The sequence below is a fragment of the Haloarcula marismortui ATCC 43049 genome (genome assembly GCF_000011085.1).
Classification (GTDB): Archaea; Halobacteriota; Halobacteria; order Halobacteriales; family Haloarculaceae; genus Haloarcula; species Haloarcula marismortui.
Map to the genome: position 1 here is coordinate 1899637 of NC_006396.1, position 15176 is coordinate 1914812.

At 64.3% G+C, this 15176-nt stretch carries 16 protein-coding genes; 11 read left to right on the plus strand and 5 right to left on the minus strand.

Going from position 1 to position 15176, the window contains the following annotated elements; all coding sequences use genetic code 11:
- The first annotated feature begins 67 nt into the window (after positions 1-67).
- The gene (locus RR_RS13445; protein ID WP_049938964.1) at positions 68-2293 is read left to right on the plus strand and encodes a pentapeptide repeat-containing protein; all 2226 of its coding nucleotides are present in this window, start codon (positions 68-70) and stop codon (positions 2291-2293) included.
- Positions 2294-2333: 40 nt separating this feature from the next.
- The gene (locus RR_RS13450) at positions 2334-3308 is read left to right on the plus strand and encodes a WD40/YVTN/BNR-like repeat-containing protein (protein WP_011224042.1); all 975 of its coding nucleotides are present in this window, start codon (positions 2334-2336) and stop codon (positions 3306-3308) included.
- Between the two features lie 58 nt (positions 3309-3366).
- Here the strand turns inward: RR_RS13450 and RR_RS13455 are convergent, their stop codons facing one another.
- Positions 3367-3753, minus strand: a complete 387-nt coding sequence (locus RR_RS13455; RefSeq protein WP_004958512.1) for a hypothetical protein — start codon at positions 3751-3753, stop codon at positions 3367-3369.
- A 68-nt stretch (positions 3754-3821) separates the two neighbouring features.
- Between RR_RS13455 and RR_RS13460 the strand changes: the two genes are divergently transcribed.
- The 3 genes from RR_RS13460 to RR_RS13470 all read left to right on the plus strand — a co-directional run bounded on the left by RR_RS13460 (position 3822) and on the right by RR_RS13470 (position 6534).
- Positions 3822-4301, plus strand: coding sequence for a DUF5518 domain-containing protein (locus RR_RS13460; protein WP_007188634.1), 480 nt, complete (start codon positions 3822-3824; stop codon positions 4299-4301).
- 81 nt (positions 4302-4382) lie between these two features.
- Complete coding sequence (locus RR_RS13465) at positions 4383-5465, plus strand: geranylgeranyl reductase family protein (protein ID WP_011224043.1); 1083 nt, start codon at positions 4383-4385, stop codon at positions 5463-5465.
- Positions 5466-5529: 64 nt separating this feature from the next.
- A complete protein-coding gene (locus RR_RS13470; RefSeq protein WP_004958520.1) occupies positions 5530-6534 on the plus strand; it encodes an AI-2E family transporter in 1005 nt (334 codons plus the stop codon).
- Positions 6535-6565: 31 nt separating this feature from the next.
- On the opposite strand, the gene RR_RS13475 is transcribed toward RR_RS13470, so the two are convergent.
- A complete protein-coding gene (locus tag RR_RS13475) occupies positions 6566-7360 on the minus strand; it encodes a sulfurtransferase (RefSeq protein ID WP_049939174.1) in 795 nt (264 codons plus the stop codon).
- Positions 7361-7624: 264 nt separating this feature from the next.
- On the opposite strand from RR_RS13475, the gene RR_RS13480 reads away from it, so the two are divergent.
- From RR_RS13480 to RR_RS13490, 3 genes are all read left to right on the plus strand, one after another.
- Entirely contained in the window at positions 7625-8488 is an 864-nt protein-coding gene (locus RR_RS13480) for a sulfurtransferase (protein WP_049938965.1), read from the plus strand.
- Positions 8489-8784: 296 nt separating this feature from the next.
- A complete protein-coding gene (locus RR_RS13485; RefSeq protein ID WP_004958552.1) occupies positions 8785-9090 on the plus strand; it encodes a hypothetical protein in 306 nt (101 codons plus the stop codon).
- A 409-nt stretch (positions 9091-9499) separates the two neighbouring features.
- Positions 9500-10735 (plus strand): MBL fold metallo-hydrolase, encoded by a 1236-nt coding sequence (locus tag RR_RS13490; RefSeq protein ID WP_007189275.1) that lies wholly within the window; start codon positions 9500-9502, stop codon positions 10733-10735.
- A gap of 28 nt (positions 10736-10763) precedes the next feature.
- Here the strand turns inward: RR_RS13490 and RR_RS13495 are convergent, their stop codons facing one another.
- Entirely contained in the window at positions 10764-10943 is a 180-nt protein-coding gene (locus RR_RS13495; RefSeq protein WP_004958557.1) for a ribbon-helix-helix protein, CopG family, read from the minus strand.
- Between the two features lie 152 nt (positions 10944-11095).
- On the opposite strand from RR_RS13495, the gene RR_RS13500 reads away from it, so the two are divergent.
- Entirely contained in the window at positions 11096-12328 is a 1233-nt protein-coding gene (locus RR_RS13500; protein ID WP_011224047.1) for a hypothetical protein, read from the plus strand.
- A gap of 56 nt (positions 12329-12384) precedes the next feature.
- Positions 12385-12687 carry a cupin domain-containing protein gene (locus RR_RS13505; RefSeq protein WP_004958563.1) on the plus strand — a complete coding sequence of 101 codons (303 nt, stop codon included), beginning with the start codon at positions 12385-12387 and terminating at the stop codon, positions 12685-12687.
- A gap of 44 nt (positions 12688-12731) precedes the next feature.
- Here RR_RS13505 and RR_RS13510 read toward each other — a convergent pair whose 3' ends face one another.
- Both RR_RS13510 and RR_RS13515 read right to left on the minus strand, forming a co-directional pair.
- Positions 12732-13808: a CNNM domain-containing protein gene (locus RR_RS13510; protein ID WP_011224048.1), complete on the minus strand. Its 1077-nt coding sequence runs from the start codon at positions 13806-13808 to the stop codon at positions 12732-12734.
- Between the two features lie 83 nt (positions 13809-13891).
- Entirely contained in the window at positions 13892-14833 is a 942-nt protein-coding gene (locus tag RR_RS13515; protein ID WP_011224049.1) for an oxidoreductase, read from the minus strand.
- A gap of 84 nt (positions 14834-14917) precedes the next feature.
- Between RR_RS13515 and RR_RS13520 the strand changes: the two genes are divergently transcribed.
- Entirely contained in the window at positions 14918-15172 is a 255-nt protein-coding gene (locus RR_RS13520) for a glutaredoxin family protein (RefSeq protein ID WP_011224050.1), read from the plus strand.
- Positions 15173-15176: the final 4 nt, after the last annotated feature.

A 15176-nucleotide genomic window follows, 5' to 3' on the forward strand; every position in this document is an offset into this window, starting at 1 on the left:
AACAATCCGTATGAGTCCTCGGTGTAGAAGCGCTTATGCCCCTGCCTCCCGACCGTTTCGGCCAACGATGGCTTGGTCGGGACGCGCCGAGAGCCGGTGTGGCTTCACAGATAACATCGTGGACGTACACGGCGAGGCCGAAGCGGCGTGGGAATGTCCACACGGCGCACTCGACGGCAAAGAACGGTGTCCGTTCCATTGCCAGCCTGAAGACGTCCCCGATGGCATGGACGTGTCCGAGGCATTTCTCGACGCGATAACCGGGGATGCCGGCGAGAGTCGGCAGGACCGCGAGCGGGCGAAGCAGTTCATCGGAGCGACGTTCGATGTTCTCGACGTATCGAACGCGGTCGTCGACGCCGCCGACAACCATCCGGTCGACCTCCGCGGGGCGACAATCGGTCGGCTGGACTGCACTGACAGCGAGTTCGGCCAGCGCCTCGACCTCCGGGGAGCGACGGTCACGGAAACGGCCACGTTCGACGGGACGTACCACGAAATCGATGCGAAAGACGCGACGATTTCCGAGGCAGTATTCAACGGGGTGACAGCGGACCGGGTCGACCTCAGGGGCGCGCAACTGGACACCGCTGCGTTCGAGAGCGCGGAACTGTCCGAAGTTGATGCCCGCGACGCAACAATTGAAAGCGCGACCTTCGACCGGGCATCGGTGACCGACGCCGCCTTCGACCGGGTGACTATCGAGGAGGGGTCGTTCCAGCACGCCACACTGGAGATGGCCGACTTCGACGAGGCGACGTTCGGGACGGGCGACTTCTACCACGCGACCTTCGACGAGGCGGACTTCCGATGGGCGGAGTTCGGCACGGCGCGGTTCTACGGCGCGACGTTCAGCGGCGGCTACTTCAACGAGACCAGTTATGACGAGGCCGTTTTCGAGCGGGTGGAGGCCGAGCGACTCTATCTCCCTGACGTGACGCTCACCAACGCGACGTTCGCCGACGCGGCCGTCTCGATGAAACTAGTCGTCCACGACTCGGTGTTCGTGGGCACCGACTTCGAGGGCGCAAACATCGAGCGGCTCGACGCCACGGACACGACGCTGGTCGCCGCGAGATTCGTCGACGCCGCTGTCACCGACCTCGACCTGAGCGGGGCAACGCTGGCGAGCCCACAATTCGCTGACAGCGACATCGACCAGTTCCGTGCTGCGGAGGTGACCTGCATAGGCACCGTCCGACTCCACGGCTGCACCATCGGATCGGTCGACCTCCGGCCAGCGGCCGTCGAACCGGACGGCGTCGGACTCGTCTCGCTCTCCGAGACCACAGTCGAAGACGGCACGTTCGGCCAGCCGGCTGCAGGCGCAGCGGTTTACGACCCCGAGCGAGCGACGCTTGGCACTGTCCGATTTGAGGGCGACGGGACGGAGAGCGTCCTCAGCCGTGTCGCGTTCTACCGGACGCGGTTCGCGGGCTTCGATTTCCGCGACGACGATGCCCTCGACTTGGAGGCTGCAAACTACCGGCTTCACGAACTCGACAGCAGGCTGTGGGACGGCCTGCGGACCGCGCTGTCGTACCCGGCAGCCCTCGACGAGGCCGTCGAAGCCCTGGCGGACGGCAACGAAAACGCAAAGACCGCCGAGCCAGGCACTGTCCCGAGAGTCGCGTCGGCCGGCGAGGACAGGGCGGGCTCGACCGCCGGCGACGGTAACACGGCCGCGGTGGGCGATGAACCGCCGACTCTCACCAACCTGGCGGCCAAGCAGGCCCAGGACCATGCGGTCCCGACAGCCGCCCGCGCCACTGCCGAGCGACTCGGGACGGCGACAGAGGGGCGAATCGCGGCTGCCGCCGGCGAGGTGACATATCTCCGGGCCAAAAACGGCGCAAACGACATCGCCGACAACACCGCGGCCTCCGAGTTCTTCATGTCGCAGATGGGATACCGGCGGCGCTGTCAGTCCCGGCGCGTCCGGGACAGTGCGGCGTCGCTGCGGGAGCGGGGGCGGGCGCTCGCCCGCTGGGGGATGAACGCCTTCCTGTTCGTGACGACCGGCTACGGTGAGCGGGCATCGTACACGCTCGCGGCCTCGGCGGTACTCATCGTCACATACGCGGGGCTGTACCTCGCTATCGCGCCGGACCTGTTCGACAGTGTCGGCCAGTACGCCCAGCTCAGCCTCGGGTCGTTTATTGCCTTCTTCCTCGGCGGCGTTGGCGAGGTCAGTAATCCGACTGTGAGCCTCCTCGCCCAGTCCGAGGCGTTCCTCGGCGGCTTCTTCGTCGCGCTGTATGTTTTCGCCCTGACGCGGTCGGTCAGTCGCTGACCACCGCCAGCTTTCTTCGCTCGGGCAACGTAGGTCGGCCATGGACACCGTCTACGCCGCACTTGGTGACCGCGTCCTTGTTGGGGACGGTAACAGCGGCTGGGACGATTGCCTCCGTGGCCACGATATCGAGTGTGTCGCCGCAGAGGCTGCCGAGCCGGAGCGAGCCTTCGTGGGTCCCTCGGATGCTGGCCTCCAGCGGACCACCGACGGCGGCGCGACGTGGGAAACAGTCCTCGATGCCGGCGACCGCGTGACGAGCGTCACGGTCAGCCCGCACGACGCTGACGTGGTGTGGGCCGGGACGGAGCCGAGCGCGGTCTACCGTTCGGCTGACGGTGGTGAAACGTGGACCGAGAAGCCCAGACTGACGGAACTGGACTCGGCAGCACGGTGGTCGTTCCCGCCGCGGCCCGACACCCACCACGTGCGCTGGCTCGCCCTCGCTCCAGACGACCCGGAGCAGGTGTACGCCGCCATCGAGGCCGGCGCGTTCGTCCGCAGTCCCGACGGCGGCGAGACGTGGGTCGACCACCCCGACGGCGCTCGGCGAGACAACCACACGCTGGCGACCCATCCTGACGCTCCTGACCGGGTGTACACCGCCGCCGGCGACGGTTTCGCGCTGTCGACCGACCGTGGAGCGGCGTGGACCCACCCGCAGGAGGGGCTAGCCCATCGGTACGTGTGGGGGCTGGCCGTCCACCCCGACGACCCGGACTGTGCTATCGTCTCGGCGGCCAGCGGACCCCGTTCGGCTCACAGTACACACGGCGAGAGCTACGTGTATCGATGGAACGGTGACCGGTGGACGCAATCGATGGACGGCCTGCCGGGACCGGAAGGTCTGGCCCGGCCGATTCTCAGCGCTGCCCCGACTGATGGCTTTCTCGCGTTGACGAACCACGGCCTGTTCCAGTCGAAACACGGGGAGACGTGGGTCAAGCAGAACCTCGTCAGCGGGGACTGGACAGCCGAGTACGACCAGGTCCCGAGCGGACTGGCCATCGTCTAATACCGCCACCTCGTGATTCGGTCGGAAGACGCGCAGAACACACAGCAGACAGCAGTCCTTACAGGGCGGTGACGACCACGTATCCGATGCCGCTCGTCACGACCGTCGCGGCGGCCGCAAACAGGAGAATCTTCGCCGCTTTTCGCCGGTCAGCGCGAACGGCCTCACTTGTATCGACACTGCCGCGTTCCCCGCCCGACCCCGAGAGGTCGTAGCGGGCCAGCGCACCGAAGGCGACACAGAACCGGAAGTAGTCCTGAAACGCGCCGACGTACCCGCCGAAAATGAAGGGGATAGTCGCCCACAGCGACAGGTTGGGGACCGCGCCCACTGCGACGGCGAGCGCGAGACCGACAGCGACCGCAAACGAAGCAATGGCCGACAGTCGGCGGGCGCGGCGCTGGTTCGCTCCGATGTTACACACCCCGGGCTGATACTCTGCCATAGGCCATGACAGGGGCTACACCGACAAATACGCCCTGATTCGGGTAGTGACGCGACGGTCGGTTTCAAATGGTTGTGTCGTCAGGGGTGTGGTTTTTCATTTCGGCGGTCAACCATCCAGCTATGTCCCTCCAGTTCGAGCTATCGAAAACGTGGAAATGCGCCCTTATTGGCGGCGTCATCCCCGCAGCGTTCACGGTCGTGGACGTGTTGCGGTCAGCATCGAATATCACCTTTCAGGGGCTTTTCCTCGGCGGCGTCGTCGCAGGCTATCTGGTCAAACGTCACGGTGGGGTCGGGACTGCCGCCGGAATTAGAGCCGGACTCATTGGCGGCGTTCCAGCGCTCTGGTCGCTGAAAGAGCTGTTAGTGGCTATCCCAACGATTCCGAATCCGCTTTGGTTCCGGGTCGTCGGCGTCGGACTCGCCCTCGTTGTTGGTGTGCTACTGCTGGGCCTCCCGATGGCAGTCGGCGGCCTGGCCGGCCGTTTCGGCGGCTGGCTGGCTGAGCAACAGGGCCATCCGCGGGTCCCCACGGCGGGGAGTTGACCCGGCGGTCGTCCCGGGAACAGGGACAGCAGTCTGTATGAATCAAGAAGCTATTTGATTCGTGACACCGAGAGAACGTGTATGTACGATGTTGTGGTGGTCGGCGCGGGTCCGGCTGGGTCCCGGTACGCGCGTCAGGCGGCGAGTCGGGGGCTCGACGTGGTGGTGTTCGAACAGGGAGAGATCGGCAAACCACTGGCCTGCTCGGGCCACGTGAGCACGGATATCTGGGAATTCACCGAGGACGCCCGCGACGAACTGTTCCAGAACGAGATTTCGGGCGCACGCTTTCACACGGGCGGTCCCGGGAGCCAAGACCACCCATTCTACAAGGACGAGGTCATCTCGAACGTCATCGACCGCGTCGGCCTGGACAAGCACCTCGCGGGGCTGGCCCGCGACGCCGGTGCGGACGTTCGAGAAGCACACTCCGTCGTCGGGGTCACCGAAGACAGGGACGGCGTCACCGTGGAGGTCCGCGGCGACGACGGCGTCGAGACACACCGGGCGAAGATGGTCGCGGGCTGTGACGGCCCGAAGAGCCGCGTCCGGCGGGAACTGGACCTGCCGGAGCCCGACGAACTGCTGCATGGTGTTCTCGGGTTCAGCGATGAAGTGGACCACGGCGATTTCGTCGACGTGCACCTCACCGTTCCGCGGTTTTTCGCCTGGCGCATCCCACGGGGCGAGGCCGGTGTTGAGTACGGACTGGCGGTGCCGCCGGGCGATGACGCCCGCGGCCGTTTCGAGGAATTCGTCGACGGCTACGGCGTCGAAACTGACCACCGCTGTTCGGGACTCATCCCGATTGGCCCGCCGAAGCGAGTCACCGGCCGACGGTCGTTCCTCATCGGTGACGCCGCGGCCCAGACCAAGCCCTTCACCGGCGGCGGCATCCGCTACGGCATGACCGCCGCCGACCACGCAGCCCGAGAGATAGACCCCGAGGACCCGGCGACACTGGGCGAGTACGAGCGGGCGTGGCGCGACGACCTCCGGCAGGAAATCCGCCTCGGCCACGCGGTTCGGGCCGGCTACTCTGCGCCGGAGCCGATACAGAAAGCCGGGATGAAAGCCTTCGAAGGCGAGATCGGCGTCCACATGGACCGGCCGACGACGCTGTTCTCCCGGGAGCAGTTAGCAGCGCTGTTCTCCCGGTCCTGACGGACGTGTTACCGAACTATCGTGTGCAGGTAACGTTTTTACCGACCGCTGGAAAAGGGCGGGCGTGGTAACACGCCGACGAACCTACGTCCTCGCGGGCCTGCTCGTTCTTACCGGCTGCCTGACGACGGTCCTGCTCGCGCGAGTGCTCTCGACAATATTCTTCGCAATCACGGTCGCATACGTGCTCTTCCCCGTTTCGGAGTGGCTCGGACGCCACGGGCTCAACAAGCGACTGTCAGCGGCTGTGACGACGGGTATCGCCTTTGTCAGCGGCACGCTCATCGTCGTCCCGCTCGGGGCCGTGCTGTATCTCCGGCGTCGTGACCTGTTTACCTTCTTCCAGCAACTCCCGCCGATGGTGACCCTCGAAGTCGGTGAGTTTAGCTACCCGGTCGAGATTGCGCCGACGCTGATAGCCGCCCGAGAGACGCTCACGGCCGTCGCGGTCGACCTCGCTGCCGAATCGCCTGTGCTGGCGCTGAAAGCCGTGCTGTTTTCGATTCTTGTTTACGCGATGCTCTGGCGGCCACAGGCACCAAAAAAGGCCGTCTATCGGACAGTGCCGGCGTCGTATCACGAGGTCGTCAACCGACTCCATCAGCGACTCCGGGGGACGCTGTACGCGATTTACGTTCTTCAGGCGGCGACGGCGTTCGGGACCTTCGTCGTGGCGTGGGTCGTGTTCTGGCTGCTGGGCTATCAGGGCGCGTTCGCGCTGGCGGTCGTCGCCGGCATCCTGCAGTTCGTTCCCGTCATCGGCCCCAGCGTGGTCGTCCTTACCATCGCTGTCGCGGATATCATCAACGGCAACATCACCGGGGCGGTACTGGTGACCGTATTCGGCCTCGTCTTCGTCGGCTTCCTCCCCGACGCGGTCATCAGGCCGAAACTGGCCCGCTACACGACCGGGCTCCCGGCCAGTCTCTACTTCGTCGGGTTCACCGGCGGCGTGTTAACACTTGGCGTCATCGGCTTTATCGCCGGGCCGGTCGTTATCGCGCTGCTGGTCGAACTGTCGTCGCTGCTGACCAGCGAGCGACAGGGGGACCAGCAGCGGCTGACGTAATGTTGACCGCACCAGCAGTTGCGACGACGCCTCAGTTCGTCTCCAGCGGCCGCCCCTGTGCCTCCCATTCGGTGAGGCTCCCTTCGTAGAAATCCACCTGCTCGAAGCCGAGATGCCGCAAGACGACGTAGGTGTGGCTAATGCGACGGGCAGTGTTACAGTAGAGGACGACGCGTTTGCCGGGGACGATGCCGGCGGCTTCGAGAACGGACAGCGCCTCGTCTTGCGGAAGCAGTCCACGAGTCTCGTTGTCAACGAGGTTTCGCCAGTCCAGCAGCACCGCACCGGGGATGTGGCCCGCATCATACTCCTCGTCCTCGCGAGTATCGACCAGCACCGCGTCGGGGTCGTCCGCGGCGTCAGCGACTGCGTCCGGGCCGACCAGTGGCGTCGAGTCGGGTCGCGTCACCTCGTAGTCAGTTGGCTCGACGGTCGGCGTCTCGCTCGTCGTCTCCCGTTCGAGTTGCCAACTGGAGAAGTCGCCGTCGAGGAGATGTAGCCGGTCCGGGTCGTGGCCGAACAGTTCCGCAGTGACCAGAAACCGCGCGGCGAAGACGCCGTGGTGGTCGTCGTACGCGACGATGTCGCTCTCCGGCGTAATGCCGGCCTCTGAGAGTAGCTCCGCCCAGTCGCCTTCGTCGGGGAGCATTCCGTCGCCAGCGTCCGACTCCGCGCCGTGTTCGTCCGCCCGGAATGAATCGAAAGGCACGTTCACCGCGCCCGGGAGGTGCCCGAGGCCATCGTACTCCCACGCGTCCCGCACGTCGACCACCCGGAGGTCGTCGCCCCGACTCGACACCCACTCCGCAGAGACGAAATCAGTCATCATCCACGCGTTACCGCTCCGTCCGCTTGAAAACTCCCATCACAGCCGGTCGAAGGTGGATGCAAATGCTGCCGCCTCTCGCGAGAGAGTGGCCTGACTCACATCCGGACATGGCACGCCATGGCCCCTCCCTGCTGGGCGGCCGAAGTATCGGGTAACAACACGTGACAGTAGGGGCAACATCTGCCTACACGGTGGATGAGTGGCCGAACATGCCGAAAGTCGTAGTAATATATGTCTGGTAGACTTACGCTTCGATGCATTATGACTGACTACGCTAACGACGTGCTCGTCTCGGCCGACTGGGTCAGCGAGCATCTGGACGAGTTCCAGAGCGACGACCCCGCCCACCGACTGGTAGAGGTGGACGTCGACACGGAACTGTACGACGAGAGCCACGCGCCCGGCGCGATCGGCTTCAACTGGGAGACGGACCTGCAGGACCAGACCACGCGGGACATCCTCGACAAGGACGACTTCGAGGACCTGCTCGGTGCCCACGGCATCAGCGAGGACTCGACAGTCGTTCTCTACGGTGACAACTCCAACTGGTTCGCCGCCTACACATATTGGCAGTTCAAGTACTACGGCCACGACGACGTGAAGCTCCTCGACGGCGGCCGCGAGTACTGGGTCGAGAACGACTACGAACTCACCGACGAAGTGCCCGAGTTCTCCGAAGTCGACTACGAAGCCGCCGGCCCGCGCGAGTCCATCCGTGCCTACCGAGAGGACGTCGAGAACGCTATCGAGCGCGAACTGCCGCTCGTCGACGTTCGCTCGCCCGAAGAGTTCTCCGGCGAAATCCTCGCACCGCCTGGACTGCAGGAGACCGCACAGCGTGGCGGCCACGTGCCCGGTGCACAGAACATCTCCTGGGCGGCCGTCACCAACGACGACGGGACGTTCAAAGACTACGACGAACTCGAAGAGCTCTACGCCGAGTACGGCATCGACGGCGACTCCACGACAGTTGCCTACTGCCGCATCGGTGAGCGCTCCTCCGTCGCCTGGTTCGCCCTGCACGAACTGCTGGGCTACGACGACACCATCAACTATGACGGCTCCTGGACCGAATGGGGCAATCTGGTTGGTGCGCCGATAGAGAAGGGCGAAGCGGACGACTGACGCGAGATTCGACTTTAGGAGAATCTCGGTTGGGTGAGCGGGCCGTGCCCGCGAGCAGGCGAAGCGCAGGAGTGCGCTTCGTAGTGGAACGGGGAGCCCGAAAGGCGACCCGTGGAACAGGCGAGGCTGAGTAAGCGACAGCGCACGAAGCTTCGAATCGAAGCGGTGACGGCTTACTTTCTGATTTTTGTAGCGTTGTTCGAGAGCAAGAGCGTCGCTGAGACAGGGCTCCGCACCGAACAGTCAGTCGCCGACCTCGACAGACAGCGGTGTGCCCAACCGTACATTCAAGTCAGATGCGGGTCCTACACCCGGGTGTGGACCGAACGGAACTCGAACAGGAACTTCGCGATGCTTTCGACGCCAACTCGGATATCGTCACGGTCGTCGCCAGACAGGCACGGGACCTTTCGGAGTCGGACCAGTTCGTGACCGACTTCGGGGCGGAACTGACCGTTGAGGATGTCGTCGACAACCTCGCGGACGCGCCCGACGATTATCAACTCGCCGAGCGGTGGAACTGGTGGCTGGGTGCGCTTGACCTCTCACACGGCGGCTACGCGCGGTTCAGTGTGCGACAGGACATCGACAAGACATCCTGACCTGTCGCTGTCGGTATTTCTGCGTATGAAAAACGACGCGACGCCAGTCAGTGTACGCTAAGCCCGTGTGCCTCTCGTGCGTGTTCGAGGAGTTCCTCCGTTGTGTCAAACTCCTCACCGCAACTGCACGTGTGGTACGTCGTCGGGGATTGCTGGCGTGTCGCCATGACAAATAGATAATGAGCCCCGAGTATAATAATTGTTTATGCTAGCGTGATAACACTGCCCAGTAGATGTGTTATCCGTACACAACACCATATCCGAAAACATCTCCTTGATAGTTTATAGCCACTGAGCGTCCAGATATCGTCGTGTTCTGGTTCAAACGTATTCTGTCTGTTCAGCGGTCGGCGACATGATTCGGTGAGAACCGACGAACGGAAACGGACGGGCCGCTTTCGTCTCGATAATGGATGTGCAGTTTCTCGGCGGGGCGGATGAGATCGGTCGAAGCGCCGTCCTCATCGACGAGTCGCTGCTACTGGATTTCGGGATGCTGACCGACTCGCCGCCACAGTTCCCGGTGCGGACCCCGTCGCCGGACGCCGTCGTCGTCTCGCACGGCCACCTCGACCACGTCGGGACCATCCCGGCGCTGGTGTCGGGCGACGCGCGGCCACCGATTCACTGGACACCGCCGACGTACGAACTGGCGATGACGCTCGCGCGGGACACGCTCAAACTCCACGGGGGAACGGTCAACTGTCCGTTTACCGAAACCAACGTCAGACGGGTCACACAGGTGTCGGAGACCCACGGCTACCGCGAGTCGTTCGAGGCTGCCGGCTACGAGGTCACCTTCTACAACGCCGGCCACATTCCGGGCAGCGCGCACGTGCTCGTCGACGATGGCGACACCAGACTGCTGTACACGGGCGATTTCCACACCGACGACCAGCGCCTCGTGGCCGGGACGACGGCCCGTCCGGACGCGGACGCGGTCATCTGTGAGAGCACCTATTCCGATGTCGACCACGACCCCAGAGAAACGGTCGAGGGGCGGTTCGTCGAGAGCGTCGAGACGACGCTCTGGGAGGGCGGGACCGTCGTCGTGCCCGCCTTCGCAATCGGTCGAACACAGGAGATGCTGCTCGTCTGCGAGGCACACGACATCCCGTGTTACGTCGACGGGATGGGGAAGCAGGTGACCGAGATGCTCGGGCAGTACCCCGAGTTCGTCCGCGACGCGGACGCGCTCCAGCGGGCGAAATCCCACGCCCGGTTCGTCACTGGGAAGGACGGCCAGCGAAAGCGCATTACCGACCAGAAGGCGGCAATCGTCACCACCAGCGGGATGCTCTCTGGTGGCCCGGCGATGACGTACATTCCGGAAATCCGCGGGAATCCGATGAACAAGATCACGATGACCGGGTATCAGGTCGAGGGGACGCCGGGACGGGACCTGCTAGAGACGGGGAGTGCCGAGATAGACGGCCGGATTATGCCGGTCAGCGCACGGGTCGAGCAGTACGACTTTTCGGCACACGCCGACCGAGACGGGCTGTTTGCGTATCTCGACAGCTACCGTGACACGCCGGTACTCGTGAACCACGGCGACCGCTGTGAGGCCTTTGCAACCACGCTCCGCGAGGACGGCTACGACGCGACAGCGCCCGAGTTAGGCGCAACCGTCGCCATTCAGTAGGCGGTTGTATATGCGACCGCAGTCCCGCTCAGATACTCTCGTCCGCATCCTCGGCAGCACGCTGTTTCAGCCATTCGTCAAGCAGGTCGCGGACCGCAGCGTCCCGGTTGTCGCGATGGTCGGCGAACGCCTTGTCATCAATCGCGTCGAGCAACTCCTCATCCAGTTCGACCGCAACCGATTCGAGGTCCAGAAACGCTTCGTCCATTGATTACGGGGAGTTTGACCGCCAGCGAAATATATCCTCGTCAGACAGCCGTCGGTCAGTCGTGTGACAGAGGCCGCGACGACGAAAAATTCCAGAAGGGTTGCAGGAACCGCCGTGCTTTGATTACGACTCGTGTTGTATCCACGGCAGTGATGGGTTCGCTACAGTCTCTTATCGGTCCCCACCGGCTCGACGCGCTCGGCGCGTGGGCGGTAACGGGAATTCTCATCGGGGGCGTCGGACGGTTCGCGGCCGGTGGCCACTTCGATTGGGCAGTGCTCACGGCACTCCTCGTCGCTATCGCGGTCACGGTTCCGTTTGCCACGCGGGACCTCGAAACGACGGTGCCCGCGGAGTTACTCGGACTGGTCGCGGTTCCAGTACTCGTCCGGGCGGTTGGCGGTTTCCCGCAGGTCACCCCGTTTCTCGTGATCGCCGGGGTCGCACTGTTGCTGGCCGTCGTCCTTGATGCGTGCACCTCACTGACGATGACGCCGCGGTTCGCAACGGTGTTCGTCGTCATTGTGACGATGGCCGTCGCGGGCGTCTGGGCGGTCGGTATCTATGCGGCCGACACGCTACTGGGGACCGCGTTTCTCGATGGACAGACAGAGCTGATGTGGGACCTCGTCACTGCGGCAGCCGCCGGTCTCGTCGCTGGGGTCGTGTTCGAACTGTATTTCGAGCGGTCAACACGCATCGCCCGACTGCGCGTCTCAGGAGCTGACGCCTCGGAGTTTGACCAGCCGGACGCGTCCCTTCCTGGAAACGGCACGCACCATCGCATCGCTGCCCGTGCGCTACAGGCTGTCCTCGGTGTACTATCTGCATTCGCACTTGCGCAGGGCAATGTGACGCTGTTCGTCAACAGCGGCGGCCCGCTGGCGATAACGTTCCTGCCAGCGCTGTTCCGCCGGGAGTACGGCTACGGGATGAACACTGGTCTTGTGCTGTGGATCACGGTGGCGTCGACGCTGCACGCGGCCGGCGCGTTCGAACTGTACGAAGCGTTTGGCTGGTACGACAGTCTGGCCCACGCCGTCTCGGCGTCGCTCGTGGCCGGCGTGGGATACGCGATCGCACGAGCAGTCGAACGCCACTCCAGGGCGGTTGATTTCAACAGGGAGTTTCGTGCGACCTTCGTCGTCCTGTTCGTTCTCGCTGTGGGTGTCGGCTGGGAGATCCTTGAGTTCGCCAGCGGTGGCATTGCGTCGATGGTCGGCGGCGAAGCGGTCCTCGCCCAGTACGGAACGAGCGACATCGTGAACGACCTCGTGTTCAATACGATTGGCGCACTCATCGTCGCAGGCTGGAGCACCGCCCATTTCGAGGGGCTCGCAGCCCGGCTCAGCGGGCGGGTCGGGCGGCTCACCAGCAGTGAGTGAGTCCCTGCTGTGCGCTCTCCCGAAAGCGATTCTACCGTACAGACGGACCGAAACGTATGGAGCAGGCGCATCTCGGGTTCGACCGCTACTTCGAAGTCGCCATGGAGACTGCGGAGGCACAGGCTGCGGAGATGACTATCGAGCCAGGCCGGTCCGTGGGTGGGCCGGAGAACTACCACGCTGACAGCGACCAGTGGCTGTTCGTAGTCAGCGGTACCGGCACCGTCACTGTCGACGGTGATACCCACCACGTTGACGCCGGCGACCTCATTCGCATCGAGGCCGGCGAACGCCACGGCATCGAAAACGACGGGCCCGAGCCCCTAGAGACGGTCAACTTCTACACGCCGCCGCGATAGCCGCCTCAGGTTTCGGTGTCGTCGACCCGAAAATGTGTTCAGCGTCAGTCAACGCCAGCTTCGGCGTCCATCGGGTCCTGAATGTCGCCGACGACCTCTTCGAGCAGGTCTGTGACCGTCACCAGCCCGACAACGTCGCCGTCCTCAAGGACGAATGCGAGTTCCTGACGCTCGGCCTGGAACTGGTCGATAGCGTCGCTGACGGTTGTGTCCGGCGACATCGTCATCCGCGGTGAGGCGACGGCTTCGAGGTCGATACGGTCAAGCAGGCCGCCGTCGCCGGCCTGCTCCTCGCGCTCGTCGACGAGCGCAGGGATGTAGACGATGCCGAGGAACTCTTCGAGCGCCTCACCGACGAGTGGGTAGCGGGTGTGTGGCGTTTCGGCGATCCGCTCGGCGTTGGTCGCATCGTCGTCGGTAGGCGACAGCGCAACGATGTCTTCCCGCGGGACCATCACCTCGTTGACTTCGCGGTCGCCGACGCGGAACGCGGAGAGGACCTCCTCGCGGCGCTCGTCGGATACGTCGCCGCGGTCCAGAACGGAGCCGAGTTCGTTTCGCAGCTCGCCCCGGGACTCGATGCTATCGACTTCTGCTTCGAGCCACGCGCCGGACATTTCGACACCGAACAGCCCGAGCGTCCACTTGGCGACGCCGTCGCCGACTTTGATAATCGGCGAGATGACCCACGCGAAGTAGTACAGCGGCGTCGCGCCGTACCGACAGACGAACTTTGCGCGCTCGACACCGAGATAGGTTGGCGTCTGCTCGCCGTGGGTGAGGTGAACGAGGTTGATGAGGAGGAACGCAATAGCACCGCCGACACCGACGCCGGCCAGAACCGACGACTCGAAATAGGGCTCGAAGATGGCCGCAAGCGCCGGCTCGGCGATGATACCGACGGCGATGCTGGAGGCGGTGATGCCGACCTGACAACTGGTGAGATAGATCTCCAGATCGTCAGTCATCTCCCAGGCACGCCGGAGACCGGGTTCGTCGAACTCCGATTCGGAGTACTGTCTGGCTCGCGTCAGTGCGAACTCGATGGCGACGAAGAAGCCGTTGGCGAGGATCAGGGCGAGTCCTGCAAGCAGCCTGACTGTGACTTCGACTGGTTGCATGTGCCGGCGGGGTTCACGGTCTGGCGGGGAAAAAGTGGGGATTGCCGGTCCCGCTCGCGTCGCGGCAGCACCGTCGACCGTCCTCAAGTACGCTCGAAATCGTATTCCACGCCGGTGAGGTCGGTTGAGACCGCCCAGAGCTGCTCGGCGGTTTCCTCGTCCTGTGACGCATCGTTGGACTGCTGGAACTCGGGCGAGCCGCGCATGTCGAACAGTCCGCCGGGACCGACGTACTCGCCGCCGATGACATCCTCGGCGGTGGCGGCGTACAGCATCGGCAGCGCGCCCTGTTCGGCTGATTGGGCGAAGACGGCGTTGGCAACGCCCATGGCCGCGGTTCGCAGCGTCGACCCCATCTCCCGCGGCCCGCGGAACTGGAGGTCGGTGTCGGCGTACCCAGGATGGCAGGCGACACTTAGCACGTCGTCCCAGCCGTGGTTGCCCAGCCGCCGCTGGAGTTCGTAGGCAAAGAGGAGGTTTGCGAGCTTGCTCTGACCGTAGGCTGACCACTTCCCGTAGGAGCGCTCACGCTGGAGGTCATCAAAGTCGATTTCGCCCATCTCGTGCGCGCCGCTGGACTGCGTGACGATTCGGGATTCGCCGTCAGCGGCCCCAAGCAAGTCGAGCAGGTGCCCGGTCAGGGCGAAGTGGCCCAGATGGTTGACACCGAACTGCGTCTCGAAGCCGTCGGCTGTCTCGCTCCGCGGAATCGCCATGACACCGGCGTTGTTACAGAGGATGTCGACAGCGTCGTAGTCGGCCCGGAGGCCGTCGGCGAACGACGCGACGTTCGACAGGTCGGCCAGATCACACTCTCGAACATCGAGTGTCGCGTTCGGAACGGCCTCGCGGATCTCTGCGGCGGCCGACTCACCGCGTTCGACGCTCCGGCAGGCCATCACTACCGTCGCACCTCTGCGAGCGAACGCCTTCGAGCCTTCGAGTCCCAGCCCGCTGTTCGCACCAGTCACGACCACAGTTCGGTCCCTCAGCGGGGGCATATCTTCGATAGTCCAGCCTGTCATTGACGCAGATACGGGCGCGAGACACTGAAACCCATCGCCGGCAAGAGAGTGAGAGTCTTATGCCGTCGCCCCCGTGTTCCAGTGATGAGCGACGTGTCGATCACCGTCTACACGCGGGAGGACTGCCATCTCTGTGAGGAGGCCATCGGGACAATCGAGCGGGTCGCCGACGACGAGGGGGCCGCCATCGAACTGGACCTCGTTGACGTCGACGAGGACCCTGACCTCCGCGAGGAATACGGCGAACGCGTGCCCTACGTCTTCGTCGACGGGTCGCCGGCGTTCAAGTATCACGTCACCGAGCGACAGTTGCGCGAAAAACTGCAGCAGTCGGCGTAGCGGC

Bases quoted from the DNA above. Each gene is read 5' to 3' on its own strand.
- RR_RS13485 (WP_004958552.1), top strand. From the start codon at position 8,785: ATGCGGGTCCTACACCCGGGTGTGGACCGAACGGAACTCGAACAGGAA.
- RR_RS13480 (WP_049938965.1), top strand. From the start codon at position 7,625: ATGACTGACTACGCTAACGACGTGCTCGTCTCGGCCGACTGGGTCAGC.
- RR_RS13455 (WP_004958512.1), bottom strand. From the start codon at position 3,753: ATGGCAGAGTATCAGCCCGGGGTGTGTAACATCGGAGCGAACCAGCGC.
- RR_RS13465 (WP_011224043.1), top strand. From the start codon at position 4,383: ATGTACGATGTTGTGGTGGTCGGCGCGGGTCCGGCTGGGTCCCGGTAC.
- RR_RS13495 (WP_004958557.1), bottom strand. From the start codon at position 10,943: ATGGACGAAGCGTTTCTGGACCTCGAATCGGTTGCGGTCGAACTGGAT.
- RR_RS13460 (WP_007188634.1), top strand. From the start codon at position 3,822: ATGGTTGTGTCGTCAGGGGTGTGGTTTTTCATTTCGGCGGTCAACCAT.
- RR_RS13520 (WP_011224050.1), top strand. From the start codon at position 14,918: ATGAGCGACGTGTCGATCACCGTCTACACGCGGGAGGACTGCCATCTC.
- RR_RS13445 (WP_049938964.1), top strand. From the start codon at position 68: ATGGCTTGGTCGGGACGCGCCGAGAGCCGGTGTGGCTTCACAGATAAC.
- RR_RS13505 (WP_004958563.1), top strand. From the start codon at position 12,385: ATGGAGCAGGCGCATCTCGGGTTCGACCGCTACTTCGAAGTCGCCATG.
- RR_RS13475 (WP_049939174.1), bottom strand. From the start codon at position 7,360: ATGACTGATTTCGTCTCTGCGGAGTGGGTGTCGAGTCGGGGCGACGAC.
- RR_RS13510 (WP_011224048.1), bottom strand. From the start codon at position 13,808: ATGCAACCAGTCGAAGTCACAGTCAGGCTGCTTGCAGGACTCGCCCTG.
- RR_RS13490 (WP_007189275.1), top strand. From the start codon at position 9,500: ATGGATGTGCAGTTTCTCGGCGGGGCGGATGAGATCGGTCGAAGCGCC.
- RR_RS13450 (WP_011224042.1), top strand. From the start codon at position 2,334: ATGGACACCGTCTACGCCGCACTTGGTGACCGCGTCCTTGTTGGGGAC.
- RR_RS13515 (WP_011224049.1), bottom strand. From the start codon at position 14,833: ATGACAGGCTGGACTATCGAAGATATGCCCCCGCTGAGGGACCGAACT.
- RR_RS13500 (WP_011224047.1), top strand. From the start codon at position 11,096: ATGGGTTCGCTACAGTCTCTTATCGGTCCCCACCGGCTCGACGCGCTC.